Annotated in this window: 18 protein-coding genes; 15 read left to right on the top strand and 3 right to left on the bottom strand. The window is 44.2% G+C overall.

Annotation, left to right across the window (positions count from 1 at the left end; translation table 11 throughout):
* Positions 1–142 precede the first annotated feature (142 nt).
* From ACFSB2_RS05475 to ACFSB2_RS05460, 4 genes are all read left to right on the top strand, one after another.
* Positions 143–589, top strand: a complete 447-nt coding sequence (locus ACFSB2_RS05475) for a JAB domain-containing protein (RefSeq protein WP_377941957.1) — start codon at positions 143–145, stop codon at positions 587–589.
* 81 nt (positions 590–670) lie between these two features.
* A complete protein-coding gene (locus tag ACFSB2_RS05470; RefSeq protein WP_377941955.1) occupies positions 671–1,252 on the top strand; it encodes a hypothetical protein in 582 nt (193 codons plus the stop codon).
* An 891-nt stretch (positions 1,253–2,143) separates the two neighbouring features.
* A complete protein-coding gene (locus ACFSB2_RS05465; RefSeq protein ID WP_377941953.1) occupies positions 2,144–2,971 on the top strand; it encodes an ArdC-like ssDNA-binding domain-containing protein in 828 nt (275 codons plus the stop codon).
* A 473-nt stretch (positions 2,972–3,444) separates the two neighbouring features.
* The gene (locus ACFSB2_RS05460; RefSeq protein ID WP_377941951.1) at positions 3,445–3,630 is read left to right on the top strand and encodes a hypothetical protein; all 186 of its coding nucleotides are present in this window, start codon (positions 3,445–3,447) and stop codon (positions 3,628–3,630) included.
* Between the two features lie 31 nt (positions 3,631–3,661).
* Here ACFSB2_RS05460 and ACFSB2_RS05455 read toward each other — a convergent pair whose 3' ends face one another.
* A complete protein-coding gene (locus ACFSB2_RS05455) occupies positions 3,662–3,895 on the bottom strand; it encodes a hypothetical protein (RefSeq protein WP_377941949.1) in 234 nt (77 codons plus the stop codon).
* Between the two features lie 994 nt (positions 3,896–4,889).
* Here ACFSB2_RS05455 and ACFSB2_RS05450 point away from each other — a divergent pair.
* Positions 4,890–5,285, top strand: a complete 396-nt coding sequence (locus tag ACFSB2_RS05450) for a hypothetical protein (protein ID WP_377941947.1) — start codon at positions 4,890–4,892, stop codon at positions 5,283–5,285.
* Positions 5,286–5,315: 30 nt separating this feature from the next.
* Entirely contained in the window at positions 5,316–6,050 is a 735-nt protein-coding gene (locus ACFSB2_RS05445) for a hypothetical protein (RefSeq protein WP_377941945.1), read from the top strand.
* A 3-nt stretch (positions 6,051–6,053) separates the two neighbouring features.
* Here the strand turns inward: ACFSB2_RS05445 and ACFSB2_RS05440 are convergent, their stop codons facing one another.
* Positions 6,054–6,368, bottom strand: a complete 315-nt coding sequence (locus ACFSB2_RS05440; protein WP_377941941.1) for a hypothetical protein — start codon at positions 6,366–6,368, stop codon at positions 6,054–6,056.
* Positions 6,369–6,470: 102 nt separating this feature from the next.
* Here ACFSB2_RS05440 and ACFSB2_RS05435 point away from each other — a divergent pair, with 102 nt between their 5' ends.
* From ACFSB2_RS05435 to ACFSB2_RS05395, 9 genes are all read left to right on the top strand, one after another.
* Positions 6,471–7,871, top strand: coding sequence for a hypothetical protein (locus ACFSB2_RS05435; protein ID WP_377941939.1), 1,401 nt, complete (start codon positions 6,471–6,473; stop codon positions 7,869–7,871).
* The gene (locus tag ACFSB2_RS05430; RefSeq protein ID WP_377941937.1) at positions 7,868–8,596 is read left to right on the top strand and encodes a flagella basal body P-ring formation protein FlgA; all 729 of its coding nucleotides are present in this window, start codon (positions 7,868–7,870) and stop codon (positions 8,594–8,596) included. The genes ACFSB2_RS05435 and ACFSB2_RS05430 overlap by 4 nt, the downstream gene beginning before the upstream one ends.
* Before the next feature lie 89 nt (positions 8,597–8,685).
* Positions 8,686–9,693: an AAA family ATPase gene (locus ACFSB2_RS05425; protein ID WP_377941935.1), complete on the top strand. Its 1,008-nt coding sequence runs from the start codon at positions 8,686–8,688 to the stop codon at positions 9,691–9,693.
* A gap of 9 nt (positions 9,694–9,702) precedes the next feature.
* Positions 9,703–11,130, top strand: coding sequence for an ATPase, T2SS/T4P/T4SS family (locus ACFSB2_RS05420; protein WP_377941934.1), 1,428 nt, complete (start codon positions 9,703–9,705; stop codon positions 11,128–11,130).
* A 266-nt stretch (positions 11,131–11,396) separates the two neighbouring features.
* Positions 11,397–12,137, top strand: coding sequence for a hypothetical protein (locus tag ACFSB2_RS05415; RefSeq protein WP_377941931.1), 741 nt, complete (start codon positions 11,397–11,399; stop codon positions 12,135–12,137).
* A gap of 13 nt (positions 12,138–12,150) precedes the next feature.
* On the top strand, positions 12,151–13,008 hold the full coding sequence (locus tag ACFSB2_RS05410) for a hypothetical protein (RefSeq protein WP_377941930.1): 858 nt from the start codon (positions 12,151–12,153) through the stop codon (positions 13,006–13,008).
* A gap of 175 nt (positions 13,009–13,183) precedes the next feature.
* On the top strand, positions 13,184–13,333 hold the full coding sequence (locus ACFSB2_RS05405) for a hypothetical protein (RefSeq protein ID WP_377941928.1): 150 nt from the start codon (positions 13,184–13,186) through the stop codon (positions 13,331–13,333).
* A gap of 186 nt (positions 13,334–13,519) precedes the next feature.
* A complete protein-coding gene (locus ACFSB2_RS05400; RefSeq protein WP_377941927.1) occupies positions 13,520–13,900 on the top strand; it encodes a hypothetical protein in 381 nt (126 codons plus the stop codon).
* The gene (locus ACFSB2_RS05395; protein WP_377941924.1) at positions 13,897–14,397 is read left to right on the top strand and encodes a hypothetical protein; all 501 of its coding nucleotides are present in this window, start codon (positions 13,897–13,899) and stop codon (positions 14,395–14,397) included. Before ACFSB2_RS05400 ends, ACFSB2_RS05395 begins: the two co-directional genes overlap by 4 nt.
* A gap of 281 nt (positions 14,398–14,678) precedes the next feature.
* Here the strand turns inward: ACFSB2_RS05395 and ACFSB2_RS05390 are convergent, their stop codons facing one another.
* Positions 14,679–14,789: a putative holin-like toxin gene (locus tag ACFSB2_RS05390; RefSeq protein ID WP_377941910.1), complete on the bottom strand. Its 111-nt coding sequence runs from the start codon at positions 14,787–14,789 to the stop codon at positions 14,679–14,681.
* Positions 14,790–15,245: the final 456 nt, after the last annotated feature.

Raw genomic sequence — 15,245 nt, 5'->3', positions numbered from 1 at the left:
CCTCCCTCTGGTCCGGTACCGCCCAAACCGCTTTACGGCGAGCCTCTACTTGCCGTGATTACGCCGACTCGCGAGGCCCACCCTGAAGGGCCGCATGAGACAAGACCACTTAATGATTTGTGGTCTAAGGAGGATTTGTACTATGCAGAATGTGGATATTGTTAAGGTCGTTATGGTGAAAGATGGAGAGTTAGAAAACGAACGCATCCAGATTCGTTCGGCTGACGATGCAGCGCAGTTAATTCGTCGGTACGTAGGTGGCGCAGATCGTGAACACTTTGTGTGCCTTATGCTGGATACAAAACACTTTGTCAACGCGATACATACGGTGAGCATCGGTTCTCTCGATGCGGCCATCGTTCATCCGCGAGAAGTGTTCAAACCAGCGATTCTCGCTAATTCATCAGGCATCATCGTTGCTCACAATCATCCGAGCGGCCAGCCCGCTCCAAGTGATGAGGACATAGCGGTTACGCATCGTCTCCTTGATGCAGGTCGGATTCTAGGGATACAGGTCATTGATCACATTATTGTTGGTGACCCATCATTCACCAGCTTAATGGAGTTGGGTTATTTTCCTAGGGGCTAACGCCCCTAGGCTTTTTTGGTTTACCTTTTTTAGTTATGTGTATATAATTTATATACACATAAAATAATTCGAGGTGATTGAATGGCGCGCCCCAAAAAAGATAGTGCTGATTTGCAGACCGAAAAGATAGTGGTTTACGTGACGCCAGATACAAAACAAGCAATGCAAGAGACTGTGTCTCGTACGGGGAACTCAGAATCTAAGCTAGGCGATATGGCGATCAAACAATGGCTAGGGACACAGGGAGGGTACTCGATGCAGAACAGACAAGCACTTGGTGGTGCTGACCTTACCGGATCACTGAACGGAGCAGACTTTGTATTTGACCAAGACAATGTTATCTCTCGCGGCGAGATTGATTTTGATTGGCTATTGAGGGAGACCAGTTCAGAGTTTGTAGACCTAGTTCGTGAGAGTTGTCAGGAAAAAAAGAAGTCGGTCTCCGAGTTTACAAGCAGTGTCGTACGTTGGAGACCCAAATGGGATCACAGCAATGGGTTTATTATTGTATGTCTTCAAGATTTCATCTCTTCTTGCTTTCATCAGTTCCATCTTGACCATAAAACGATTGAAACTAGGATCTTTAATCAGCAATGGTTTAATGAGGTCGTCGCACCTTTTATGACTCCATTGGGCTTAAAACAAAAACGGCGAGGATACTAATGCAAGATTCAAGCTGTGTGCTTCGTGGATAAACTTTGTATGATTGTCGCTCGTGCCGTGGCCCTGGCAATGAAGCGGCACGAGACAAAGCCTCGCGCCACGTCATGACCAAGACCACTCTCTCACGCCAAGGGCGTCTACCGCCGCCCCAAAGATGGTGCCTCGCAAAGTTTGGGAGACTTGCGATAGTGGTGTATTGATACCTGGTTGCTTCGTGTGACAAGTCTCCGCGCGGGTTGATACTTTGGTCGAGGAGTATCAAGCTTACTTGGAAGGCTACAGTGATGGGGACGGTGGCGGTTACGTGATTCGTCGAACGTCAGCAGGGGAGGAGTAAGTTCCTCCTCTACTGTTTTGCTGTTCGCGCCGTGACCGCAGTCCAACGACGCGGTACTGGACGTTGCCCCGTACCACATCATCGGCCAGGGCCACTCTCTCACAGCAGGTGCGTCTACCGCCGCCCCTAAAAGAGCGAGCCCTGTGAAACTTTAATGGCCAGCGAACCTGATAGATTGGTACCTTATTGCATTCTGGTACAGGTCTCCGCATCAATCAACCATCATTGGTTACATAAACATCCATGTGACGGTATATTTTGCGACCGCCATACGCTGCATTCCTAAACTTCCAAATACACCAAAATATGAAGTGGAGAAGACCATGCTTATGCCTGGTCTTTTTGATGTCTGAGTGCTAAGGGTCGGCTACGCCAGCCCAAGGCTATCATCGGCCCCCCTCCAAACAAAGGGCAGAACGCCTCATCTTATCCTCCCTTCGGTCCGGTACCGGCTAAAATCCTGCCCTTTGCATGGAGCCTCTAGGCCGATGATTCTGCAGCCTAGGGCGCAGCCCCTTTGGGACGCACTCTGACAAGTTAGGGAGGTAAATATTGTGGGAGCGAAAATTGATGAGGCAATTCAAAAGTTGTTGGTGATGTGGGACACGGGAGACATGCCCGAATTGATAAAAAAAACAATGTTAGCGCGTCAAGCGGGAGATCGGCCTTGTGACCACTGGAGTTTGGCCAATCAAATTCTTATGTATCTCTCATTAACGGAAGACGCACGGGGTTTTCGACAGTGGGAGCAAGTAGGAAGGAAAGTGAAAAAGGGAGCCAAAGCAATCTATATATCTGGTCCGTTAAAAACCACAATTGAGGTGGAAAACGAAGAAACGAAGCAAAAAGAAAAAATACAAATTATCAGGGGATTTAAGGACATTCCAGTGTTTCGAATTGAGGATACTGAAGGCGAACCGGTGGGCGATAGACCGAATTATCAACCGCCGATACTACCACCTTTGATGGATGTAGCAGACGCATGGGGAATCCCTGTTATCTATGGGGCGGGAGATGGTCGAGCGTACGGCTCCTATATGTTTAGCAAGGACCGGTCGCTCGAAAAAATCATATTAAACACACATGATGTCAGTACATTTTTTCATGAAATTAGTCATGCCGCCCACAACCGAATCAGACCTTTGAAAGACGGTCAGGACCAAATTCAAGAAATTGTGGCCGAAACATGCGGGGCTGTACTTTGTTTGTTGTACGGATATGAAGGTTATGTGGGGAACGCTCGCAACTACGTTGCGCATTACGGAAAAGTGAAACCGGAAGAAGCAACAAAAGCGGTCATGCGTGCTCTTGGAGATATTGAGAAAGTTCTAGAACTAATACTGATGACCACCAATGAGATCACAGAAAAGAGCACCGGTTAACGGTGCTCTTTCAATGGAAAATAAGTGATTTTCTATTGAATATACCACGGTATAGTGGTATTATTATTGTATCAAAGAGGAAAGGGTGATGAAAAATGCCAGCAGATTTCGAGCATCAAGTTCGCAAATTGTACCAGGATTTAAGAACTAGAGAAGATATCAATCGTGATCAGGCAGACGCATTAAACGACCTATTGGGAGGTGGGGACGTCCGGCTTGTGTGCAAAGGATCCGAGCTGGCGTACTCAATTGCTGCTAATATGGTTTTTGAGTTATTGCAGAACATGACGAATATTCGTGTAGCAGTTTAAAATCACAATCAAAATTAAATGCCGAAAATTAGATAACAAAGCAGGATTCGGGGCTCTTATAAATGGGCAGTGTAGATATGGCATAGATGATACGATAAAATACTTCGGGACTAGGCGTTCAATCAGTTTAGATAATGCTGGGTCCCGAAAGGGGAAAATGTCATGAATTTCAGAAATTTAGATGATACTGATCATCGTGTGATAGAAACCATGCGAAAAGGCAGAAAGTATTGGGTTTCATTTGCACCGTCAGTTGATAGTTCTACAGCTCGAATTGGTTCTATTTTGTCTGGGAAATTAATTTTACCCAAGATGCAACAGTCTGATTTAAAATCCAACGATAAGTAAAAAATGGGCGCAAGCTGCCTGACTTTCAAATTCAAAATATAAACTTATGTTGTTTTTTTTGTAATGTAACCTCTTCTTCGTTTTTAATTACTCCTTCAGTCTGCAGGCGACTTAATACAAAATCTATCGCATACGAAAAACCCATCTCCCAGTACATCATTTCACTAACATGATCACCGGGTGTTTGTTTCAAATCTATAACTTGCTTTTTATGGAATAAGGCAAGCTGTTCGAGTTCCTCGATGATTTTGTTCAATTGTTCCAAAATAAATTCTCCTTTACCTGGGGACTGTTTCAAGGTGGCTGCGCCCTAGGCTGCAGAATCATCGGCCTAGAGGCTCCATGCAAAGGGTAGGAATTTAGCCGGTACCGGACCGAAGGGAGGATAAGATGAGGCGTTCTGCCCTTTGTTTGGAGGGGGGCCGATGATAGCCTTGGGCTGGCGTAGCCGTACCTAAGTCCCCAGAAACTCAATGCAGTTCTCTGGCAGGGCAGTCGCCAGAGCACCGCATATCTTTAAAATCATTTTTCAAAGAAGATTCGTGCAACGGGGGCCATCGTGGTTTGATTAGTGAACTTACTTATAAGGCTTTTCTTAAGGGATTATTGGGGTAAGTGAGCAGATAACAAGCATCTATATCTTACTTTATTTTTTAATATCATATGATATTATATTTTATCTTTGGAAACCATTTAGTCTAAATCGGTTCGAAAATGTTATTTTGTTATACTTTATTATATTACATGATTGTAATTTGGGTGATGTGAGACAAAGCTGACCTGGTTAGACATTGCCAGATCCGTAAGCAAAGGCTTCAAAAATCGTAGCATTAGAGAATCACTTGCCTCTATTGCGTGAACATCTGCTATGCGTCGCTTCTAAGGCGCAACGGTGAAGCGGACCGCCTACCTATGACGTTTTGCTTGTGTGTGCATTCGCATCTCACAAAACTATGTAGGCAATCCACTTCACCGGTCCAACGTTCCCCTTCCCACCGCCAGTAGCGTTCTTCCGCAGATGTTGGACGCCTTTGGCATCACAACACCAGCAGCGGAACGCGGCGGCGCGAAGTGAAACGTAGTGCAGGATAAAGAGACACTTGTCGTGTCTCAAAAAGCCTTGCTGTACGCGGCTTATTTAGCAAGTCAGTGCCTTGTTTTTGGCTTGTCCCTTGTCTCTAACCCTTGATTTGACAAGGTTTATTAGCAAGTTGTATATTGAGAAGTATAACCATACCAGGAATACAGGTGATTGGATCGTGCCCAAACAGACATTTGACATTTCACCGGAATCAAGCACACTACTGCGCGAGTATCATGATAGACGCAAGCAAAATGGGGAACATATCACGTTAAATGAAATCGTCACCGAGGCCATTAAATCCTATTGCTTGATAGAGCAAAGGGGGCGAGCAGAAGAGATATTCGAGAAGACTATGGAACGACGTTTCCAAAAATACGAAAACCGGTTAGCCTCAATGATTGCAGCTGTCGGTGTGGATGTTGCCATGATCCTCAGTGAAACATTAGAGACCGTCGCAGCCTATGAGGAAAACCAAGGGAAGTCATATCAGAACATTTATCAGGATTTGCGTAAAGAAGGAGTGGCGCTGTTCAATCGTCATAGAGCCTTTAAACTTGACCCCTCTAAGTGAAAAGAAAGCTAAGTCGAGAGGTTGATCTTTATGGCGCGAAGTATTGTTCTGGTACGATACAAAAAAGACATTCAAAGTGCACGAAATAACATCAAATACATCGGGTTTCGTAGTCGAGAATCAGAGGAAGAAGAGCGTGGTCTTTTTAATCGGGATCTCGACCAAGGCGCCGATTATGAAATTTTTCTCAATAAGATTGAGTCGCATCCCGCTTTGCAGCATGATAGCACGGTGAAAATGCACACCATGATACTCTCGATGTATGAAAATGACTATCGTTCGCTCTTGGAGAGTGGGTCCAACTTAAAAGATCTAGCACGCGAAGTATTATCCGACCTAGAGGAACATAAGGGGATGAAATTAGAGTGGATTGGCGCCGTCCATGAGAAGTCCGGACATCCTCATGTGCACATTGGAATTATGAGCGTAGGTGTCACTCCAGAAGGTGTTACTCGCCGTCTTTATCTAAATAGAGATCAAGACTTGCCCTGGCTGCGGGAGAAGTTTTTGGAGAAGATTCAACAAAGGGTACCGGAAATAGGAAGGGACTACAATAAGGAACGGGAACACAACAGAACACATGAACGTCCTAAGATGCGATCTGCAACACGTCAAATGTCCCATTCCTTGCAGGCGTTGGCACATACGATGGAGCATACAAAGTCATTGATGAAAGATAAGCGGAATAGGCAACGAAGATCAAAAAGAGCCAAATCACGCATCCAGCACCAAAGACAAGGACCAACGCAATTCCAAGATCGTTAACCTTTAATTGTGGTCTTGGAATACCAATCGGTATAGTGCAGTGTTAATTAGATTGTATACACTGAGATCATTTTCTACGCAAAGGAGTTTTAGCTTTTTGTACTTTTCTCGTTCGATCTGAATTGACCAATCTTCAATATCCTGCATGTCCAGAAGCGCAGGTTCAACTGCGCCTTTTGAATCAAGAGTGTCAAAATATGCCTCTATTGCTTTCTCCACAGTTTCCCATATTTTGAGTCCATGTCGTATACCGTAAACTCGAACTTCTTCTTTCAATTGGGCAGGCAAAGATATAATCCATGTTTTTCGAGAAGTCATTAAAATACCCCGCTTTTTCTACTGGGTTATATTTTCATACTATATGTATTTGCATATTCTATGGTACAATATTACTGTTTGGAAAGAAAGGTGCAATTGCCTATGCTTATCCTTTTGATTCGAAAAGAAGTGATCTACAACCGAATCATACAAAATATTGATAGTAGTAATATTGCCCCTTATATGGCTGATTTATCAACTTTTCAGACTTGGATCGCGGACAATTCAAAACCAACAGCTGTATTACTTGAACCGCAATGGCCACGAGTTCAAGAAGCGAAACAGCTATTAGGTCGGCTGAATGTTCCTGTCGAAGAGTTTACGGGGCAATTTGCACAAGCGGAAGCCTGGCTGAAAAAGTACTCCTCTAATAAAACCGAAACTTTGGTCGCTACTGGGAAAGAATCTTCTCGACCAGAGGTCGTCGAACAAGTAGTTCAGCCTGTCGAAGAAAAAAATGATGATTCCATGTCTCATGAGAGCCCTTTTTCTCGGAAAGTCATGGAGTTACATGATAATCCGCTTTTAAAGCGCCGACGTTCTGTTCCTATGTCAGAGATTGTACAGCGCAAAGAAGCGAAGTCACTACTACAGGATGAAGTGCTTTCAGCGCCAATGCAGATTCCAGAGTCGATTGACGAGTCCCAGCCGGTGGTAGAGGAAGCTCCACAACCTCAAGTGGAACAGCGCATCATCGAAAGAATCATTGAGAGAGAGATTGAAAAGCCTGTTTACATAAGGGAAGAAGTTCCTACGACACTCTCACCTGTATTTGTGATCGTGGTAGGACTTTGGCCAAGAGCGGGTACGAGTTTGGTCAGTATGTGTCTTGCGGAGCTACTAACATGCCATTTGCCTGACAGCAGTGTGGCGCTCATAGAGCATCCGCGGCAGCAACCACGAATGTTTGATTACTTTGCGTTCACGGAAACATACACACATTGGTTAGAAAATGGACGCGGAACGACTTTGCAACGGAATGGCATCGAACTATCTCCTATGAAACCGGGGTTAGATGGAGCGGTTGATGATGAACGAGTCGTGGAGTACGTCTATCAACAATTACGGCGCCCGTTTACGATCCTCGATGCAGGGAATAATCACGAGCCTTCATTATTGTACGAGCTCGCCAATCACATTGTGGTGGTGATTGATTGTGACCCTACTTTGCTTAATATTGAAGGCGCAGCTAAGGCATATCATGCTTTGGTTGAATCTTACTCCGAGAAATTGCATGTTGTTCTTAATAAATGGACAAGGTTTACTGATTTCCGAGATCAACAAAGTGGAGAACATCTTTTTCCTAAGGCAATTCCTATACCGTATTTGGATCCAGCCACTGTCCAGGAAGCATTATGGAAAGGAACGTTTTTTGCAAAAAAATGCGAAGAAGATTTAAGAATGTTAAGTAGCAAACTTGTGATGCAATGGTTGCCACATGATCTTCGTAGGAAGAACAGGTCGCAAAAATCGGGTATCTTAGGGAGGTTCAAACGCAAATGAAACCGCGTGTAAAACAATGGTTTAAATATGGCGCCGCTACTGTGGTTTTCCTAATTGGTTGTGGTGGAACAATCGCATATACAAACTGGATTCGACCGGTGTTAAACGACCAAGAAGTCTGGTTTGCCACCAAGACACTAACACCAAATGCAATGATCCAAGCATCGGAACTAACACATGGATATATGGATAAAGATCACATTCCAGAAGGATCGGTGTTGGACGAAAATCAAATTGTAGGAAAAAGGGCATCCGTCACAATTCCGGAGAATGGTATCATCACAAATTCAAATCTCGAAACGGATTCACTGGCACTAACAAAAGGTACTCAAGATTTCCAGGTATCTTCTGACTGGATCGCGAGTATCGAGGATACGTTAAGGCGTGGTGATCACGTCGATATTTATCTCTTGCCTAGCGACCAGGAAACCATGACAACAGGCTCTAATGGAGCTGGTCACAAGACCGCAGCAATTAACGCAGCTATGCAGTCGCCACCTTATCTGAAGAATATCCCAGTAGAGTGGGTTCATAACGACAGTAATCAGGAAGTCGTTAATAATTCGGCGCAAGGGACAGGGGACTTGGGTAGTCCTGAAAATGGAACTGCTGTGCCATCAAAACTGGAGTTGAAGCTGACGAATAATCAGGTAAGTGAGCTGGTCACTGCAATCAAAGCACAAAACAAGTTGATCATCTCGTATTTACCGACTGTTTCTTCATAATCAAACACCCATAAAACAAGTATGGTTTTACTGTGAAAATAGATAGGGCGGTGCTTTTTATGTACGCTGTGCGGCTTCGCAGTGATTTATTGGAACAAGTCCAGTCTAAGTACAAAATTGAAATCATTGAATCAATGCATTCAATGCCTCCTGGTACGGTGAACGAAATCGTACTGATTGATGAGAAAGGAATCGAACTACAGGATCTATTGACTCAAATTGAAGGTCAGTCCGATTCTTCTATTGTTTACGTAGTCGATGATGTTTCTAATGCAAAACAGGCATTTGCTTCAGCTCACGGCATGCACATCGTGAGAGCAAATGCTTTGATGAGTTACTTAGAAGAGATCCATACTGATATCCATAAACAACCGGTGCTTGCTTTTTGGGGCGTACTTCCCCAACTGGGCACAACGACAATCGCATTAGCGGTTGCAAATCAGTTAGCTCTTTCAACAGGTATGAACGTTGGCATTCTGGGACTGAATTTATACAATCCAGGCACCAGTTTTGCGCATGATGTCACAAACACTTTAGACGATGTGCGACCATTGTTGAGTTTGAAGCAACTTACACCAACAAAGTTACGTGAAAGCATGCAACTCATGAGTCAAGGGGTTTGGTACTTACCGGGACCAAGGAATCCACTCAATGCAATGGAGTATCAACCAGAGGAAATTGCTTACTTGATTTCAAATGCAAAACAAGCCTTTGAATTGGTGATTGTCGACGTTGGCAGCATTTTGAACACAGCTGCAGCGTTGCAATCTTTGGTGATGGCTACGCTTCGTTACGTAGTGACCAAAGATTTATTGGAGTGTCAGGAACGGTTTATCTCACAGTCACAGTACATTCTTAAATCGCTATCCATTAACACGGAAGAAATTTTGTTGATAGGAAACCAAATGCGCCAACCCAATCATTTACGCGATTATGCAAAAACGATGAATGTACTCCCAGTGGCAGCAATTCCGTCTTTTCCCGAGTTGCCGTATTACAGTGAAAACGAAGAGGACAAATTGCGTCTCTATTTCGCGCAAAAGAAATTTAAACAGGCAATTGAACAAATCGTAAATGCATTTTCCAATGAGAAGTGAGGTGTACCAATGGCTACGGTAAGTGAACTATTTCAACCGATTTTTGTACCGTCTGCATTCATTACGAGCTTGCAAGGCAACCGAGTACATGGAGCTTCGGATCATGGTTTTAAAAAGTTATGTGATACGTTCGATGATTATCTAGATACCCTGCATGACAGAAAAGGGGATGACTACTTAGAGAGACAGCATGGCGCGATTGTAGGTGATGTAGCGGCCAAATCCTATTTTATTGATGAGATCCACAATTTTTTGAGAGCGCGGCCAGAGTTTCAACAGGTTGGCTTTCCGACTCACTATCCTAATCTTGCTGAGGCCATTTTTCAGCAGGTTTTGGGGTTTGGCCCGTTAAGTATATGGTTTCAAAATCCAACGGAAGCAGCGCATGTCATTGGCACAAAAATTCTTTTCCAGCGCTCCGGGAGCAATCGTAAAGAAATTCAGTCGTTTCGCTTCGAATCACTTGACCAGGTGTATCAGCTGATTCGTAGCATTACACTTTGGGACCCATTGACGCAAGTGAGCGCCACCACGAAATGGACAGAGGTGAACATGCTCGACGGCACACGCGTAACCATTATTGTGCCTCCGCTGTCGAGTTATCCAATGTTGATTTTCCGGCAGTATCCATTCAAATCCTTTACATTTGAACACGAAGCGCAGCGTAAAACCATAGACACAGCATCCACTCGACTTTGGAAAATACTTAGTCGCTTGATGCTCAATACGGTTGTGACAGGATTCCGTGGAAGTGGAAAGACCACTTTTCTCAAAGTCATTTATGGCGCCAGAGACGAAGATATGACTGTGATCACGGTAGAGAGGGATACTTTCGAAATTCGTTTAGATGAGGCATTCCCAGAACGTGCTGGTTACATCTTACCTGTTCGCCCCTCCTTGGACATGATGACGGATCTATTTGCAGTGTTTCTTCGCGCGGATGCACACTACATCATTGTTCCTGAAATGCGAAGCGGTGAAATTGAGATCGTTTTACGTTCAAAGGAGCGTGGCAACGGTTATCTGGTAACGTATCATGGCCAAGACATCCCATACTTGCCTGCAGAGATGGCACGTTTGTCTTTGGAAAGGTTCCCATCTCGTGACTATCAATCGGAACTCATCCGAGCTGCTAAAAGTTTGGATGTCGCTGTTTGGATGGATGAATTGCCGAACGGCCGCAAGGTCGTGTTGGGGGTATATGCGTTCTCCTACTCTGAGGAAACTGGTGATATTGAAGTTGTACCTTGGGTAGTTTACGACCGACAGTCTGAAACTTGGAGCTACAGCGACTACATTCCTGCACCAATGGCGGCTAAACTTCAAAATTTGTATCCGGAGTTATTTGAATCATTCCAGCGCGAACTAAAGCGCCTGTCTACAAATCATAAATCCGATGCACAAATCAAGCGTTTGAACATCAAGGAGGCTATGTGATGCAGTTCCCTTTTCATCTTCATTATCTAGCTTACCTCAATGCTTTCATCGAACTTTGTTTGTACTTGTGCATGTTTTTACCATTGGTTTATTTTACGAGGACACTTTGGTTGGCGATGTATCAGTCAACACGTGGACGGTTACTCGGTGCTGCGCAGCGGCGAAGACTACGAACAGAACCACTTTTTCGGACTAGCACGAATGAGGGCAAGGAATTCTCCTACTTTCGTCTCAGTAGTCACATCCAAAATTTGATGGAAATTTCGGTGAAAAAAACCACGCCAACAAGTTATCGGACGTTTGGGTGGGTAACGCTGTGTACCTTTGCCGGTGTGTACTTTGTTCTGTTCATTACAAGTGACAACTTGTTTGTACCGATTCTCCCAGGGCTAGTATTAGCGATCTGTCCCTATATTTATTTGATCGCTCGGCGCCACATGCTTTCCATTCGTAATAGCTATGACATCGGACCCGTTGTAAAGGCGTTAATTCCCAAATATCGGGCGAGTCATCGAAATATGCGACATGCCTTACCACTTTTGACTAAAACAGAGACTCAGACACCATTTGTACGGGCTTTGGCGCGTCTGCATTTGAAATTGAATCGAGCGCATTCTTCAGAGCATGCACAAGAGATCATACGTAATTTTAACGCTCAAACCGGAACAGATTGGTCCAAACGATTATCCAGTCTCATTTATAAAGCCTACATAGAGAACATCGACGTCGAGGATGCTCTGGTGAAATTGGAGGAGGATATAACAGCAACCCAAGCAGCTATGAAAGATGGGCGAACCGAACGAATGGATACTTTTCTTCTAGGTATTTTGCCTGTGTTTGCATTACCTGGTGGCTTGGCTTTGCTGTATATCGCAGTCACCAGAAATGCATTCCATTACCAATTTGGCACGCCACAAGGGATAAAGAGCTTCGTGATGTCGCTCGTTGTTTCTCTGGCCGCTGCCCTGGTGGGGATTATCTTCAATCGGCCAAAGCAGGACATTTAGAGGAGGATTTACATTGGATATTATCGCTATTCTGATTCTACTTCTATTCTCCCTTACTGCTGCTTCGATTTTTTACTTTACAAGTGTTGATGAGTATACGAGGGATAACTTGAAAACTCGCGTCTCAAGTCAATGGCGGTCCATCCAGATCGAAACACGGAATCGTTTAGGCGACGAAGAACTAAGACGGTTGCTTGAGCAAAGTGGAGTTTCGATTTCACCAGCAGTCTTCAACTATATACGTATTGCAATGACTGGGGGAGTCCTGGTAGTAAGCGTAGACCTCGTGTTGTCGAGTCACTTGTATTTTTTGTTTTTGATGCCGATAATCATTTGGTTTTTCTTTGAATATCGAGAAACTAGCTATCTGCATCTGGCTCGATATGTTTTTGGGATGTTACAAAAACAGGCTGCACAGCAGCGCAATAAAGAGCTGTTTTTACTCTTTGAGTTGGTTTATCAAGATTTATTGTCCTATATGAGCCAACCAAGAAGTATCTACAGCATTTTGTCGGCAAATACACATCAAATGACAAAGCTCAAAAAATCTCTATCCCGTTGTTTAACCAAGTTTCCGCGAAACCCAGGGAATGCACTTTTGCAATTTGCAGAAGATGTAGGAACTGAGGAGGCGCAACAATTTGCGAAATTGCTATTAGACATTGAAACTGCCTCTCCAGAGGTTGCTTTAGATATGCTCGAAGATACTCAAAAAGACTTCCGTAAACAGCGTGTGGCACTCTTTAAACAGAGACTCTACTTGAGGGGTTTAATTGGGTTGGTGTTGGTCATGACCGGTGGTATGGCTGTAGCAGCGAATTTCAATTTTATCATCGAAGAGTATACGAGAGCACTGTTAACACTGCAATGACCAATGATTGAAATCTCAATATGCAATGTTATTTTTGATTGATTTGGGAAGCAGAACCGATTAACAAAAGCATCAATGCGACTATCATTGTAATATCATTTTACGCCTTTTGTTGTATATTAATACTTGTATCAACATATAACCAGTATTAAAATACAGGTATGGAGGGTTGATGATGCGTGCAGTGGTCCTATCGATTCTGCTACTTGTGATGATGATTGGAATCATTGTACCGATTAGTACAAATATCCAATATGGAGATCAGCGAGTAGCTGGCGATTCAAGTGCAACCATTCAGAAACAACAAAATTTGGCCACGAAATAGGAGGACTAGAGATTGAGAAGCGTAGTTGTTGCAGTCTGTTTGCTGATTTTGGCTGTTGGAATGTATGTAGGAGCTAAAACATTTTTCAATGGCTCCCAGACAACTGTGCAGTCAACCGGGAACACCACGATTACAAACGCGGTATCTTCAAGCACTTAAACAACACTTAGTGGGGAGGGGGGATAGATGAGGTCTGTTATCATTATGATTCTTTTACTCCCTTTGTTTTACTACTTTGGTTATCAACCTGATATGGATCAGGTGAATGAAGCTCGCTCTCTTTATCTGGAGAACGTGGTACATACGGCTTTAACACAGGCGCAAATCAAGGGGTATTTTTCCACAACAGACCTCCAGACTATTCAGGATAATGTTGCATCAGCATTGGGGTACCCAACAAATGAGGTTTATATCAATGGTACTACGACTCAGCAGACACGTGGAGTACAAATCACTTTAACGCTCTCAATTCCAACACAGATCGCGTTTTTTAACATGTCCCCAGCAACCAATCACGCGACGATTACACGATCTGAGTCGGCAACAAGTGAGGCAATATTATCATGAGATATGTCATTGCGCTCATTTTTTTAATTGGGTATTACGTTGAGGTTCACATTTCTACGTTAAATGTGGGGCTTGAAGAAAATGCCTACGAACGCTTTACATATGCTTGTGAGAATGCCAGCCACGATGCAGCATTGGACGTTACTCCAGAGAGTATAGCGACTGGTCAGCCAGTTTTCGATGAAACAGCAGCAACTAACACGTTTGATCAGGATTTGGCTGCCAATATGGATCTCGATCCTCAGACACTGAAGCCATTGCCAAACACGATGTTTCAAGCACCGGTAACGGTATTAACAGAGCAGTTTATTGATTACAGCAATACAACTTTTCCTTATGAATACAAGGATGCGGCCTATGGCATAGACGTGACCTTAGAAGGGCCCGCCATTGCATATGTTGTTCAAGCCCAGATACCGAGCATCCAGCCGGGAGTGACCTCGTTTACAAAAACATGGGCAGTGGTGCAATCGTATCCTGGGGATTCAAATGATTAGACAAAAAATACAAAATGTAGGTACAGTGTAAATATAGAGTATAAATTGCTTTGTGATGTAAGTAAGGGACACCATATGTTTGAAATAGCATCCGTTGACCGTATAAAACGTAGGTGCTATGCTGAACATAACAAAAGGAGTCAGGGGGCAACCTGACTCCTACGGTACATCGCCTTGAGTGACGGGGGTTCCCGCACTCGGACGACTTAAATCAGTTGCCACATATGTGGCGAACAATAAAAGTCACCCCGAACTGGCTGCTAAACCGAACGGGGTGACTTTTATTTATGTGAACGAAAAGCGACTATGATCGTTACTATGAGTGTCAGGAGCGCAAGTAAGAACATGCCTCCCTGTAGTGCTACCCCTAGTGCTTGATATGTCACATACATTCGTCCGACCTCCCCCTGTCCGAGAAGGACTTGCGGGAAGGCGTCACCCCAGATTTAGCTAAGTACCGTACTAAGAGTTTACTACCAACGGACTTCAAACACCACTAGATTCCTGCTAAATATTGTATGTACGTGCCTACTGCGCCGATCGTGCAGCAATCCGGAGAGTGCTTGGTGTCGAAGTCCACCACGGGTCTGCTGCATCGCTGACTGTGCGGGACGAACATCCTTCGCGCGCCAAAGTCTTCTTTGGGCCGCGCCAACTGGCACATCACCAACCTTGCCATCCGGAGCGCTGGTAGCTGATAGACAGTCCTGTCATGCGAGAGTACCGATGCCCGTAGCGCGAACCGACCTTTCAATATGAAGAGTGTCAAACGTGCCCAGTCGAAACGGAGGTTTAAGTTGTTCAACCACTGTTTTTAGGTTTTCAATAGAGACATATTCTCAAAAATG

The sequence above is a fragment of the Alicyclobacillus fodiniaquatilis genome, from assembly GCF_042678105.1.
Lineage (GTDB): Bacteria > Bacillota > Bacilli > Alicyclobacillales > Alicyclobacillaceae > Alicyclobacillus > Alicyclobacillus fodiniaquatilis.
Note: the sequence above shows the minus strand (reverse complement) of the source record. Positions and strands in the feature narration are given on the sequence as shown.

Coding starts and splice junctions, on each gene's coding strand:
- ACFSB2_RS05475 (WP_377941957.1), top strand. CDS start 143: ATGCAGAATGTGGATATTGTTAAGGTCGTTATGGTGAAAGATGGAGAG.
- ACFSB2_RS05470 (WP_377941955.1), top strand. CDS start 671: ATGGCGCGCCCCAAAAAAGATAGTGCTGATTTGCAGACCGAAAAGATA.
- ACFSB2_RS05460 (WP_377941951.1), top strand. CDS start 3,445: ATGAATTTCAGAAATTTAGATGATACTGATCATCGTGTGATAGAAACC.
- ACFSB2_RS05445 (WP_377941945.1), top strand. CDS start 5,316: ATGGCGCGAAGTATTGTTCTGGTACGATACAAAAAAGACATTCAAAGT.
- ACFSB2_RS05440 (WP_377941941.1), bottom strand. CDS start 6,368: ATGACTTCTCGAAAAACATGGATTATATCTTTGCCTGCCCAATTGAAA.
- ACFSB2_RS05435 (WP_377941939.1), top strand. CDS start 6,471: ATGCTTATCCTTTTGATTCGAAAAGAAGTGATCTACAACCGAATCATA.
- ACFSB2_RS05430 (WP_377941937.1), top strand. CDS start 7,868: ATGAAACCGCGTGTAAAACAATGGTTTAAATATGGCGCCGCTACTGTG.
- ACFSB2_RS05420 (WP_377941934.1), top strand. CDS start 9,703: ATGGCTACGGTAAGTGAACTATTTCAACCGATTTTTGTACCGTCTGCA.
- ACFSB2_RS05405 (WP_377941928.1), top strand. CDS start 13,184: ATGCGTGCAGTGGTCCTATCGATTCTGCTACTTGTGATGATGATTGGA.
- ACFSB2_RS05400 (WP_377941927.1), top strand. CDS start 13,520: ATGAGGTCTGTTATCATTATGATTCTTTTACTCCCTTTGTTTTACTAC.
- ACFSB2_RS05395 (WP_377941924.1), top strand. CDS start 13,897: ATGAGATATGTCATTGCGCTCATTTTTTTAATTGGGTATTACGTTGAG.
- ACFSB2_RS05390 (WP_377941910.1), bottom strand. CDS start 14,789: ATGTATGTGACATATCAAGCACTAGGGGTAGCACTACAGGGAGGCATG.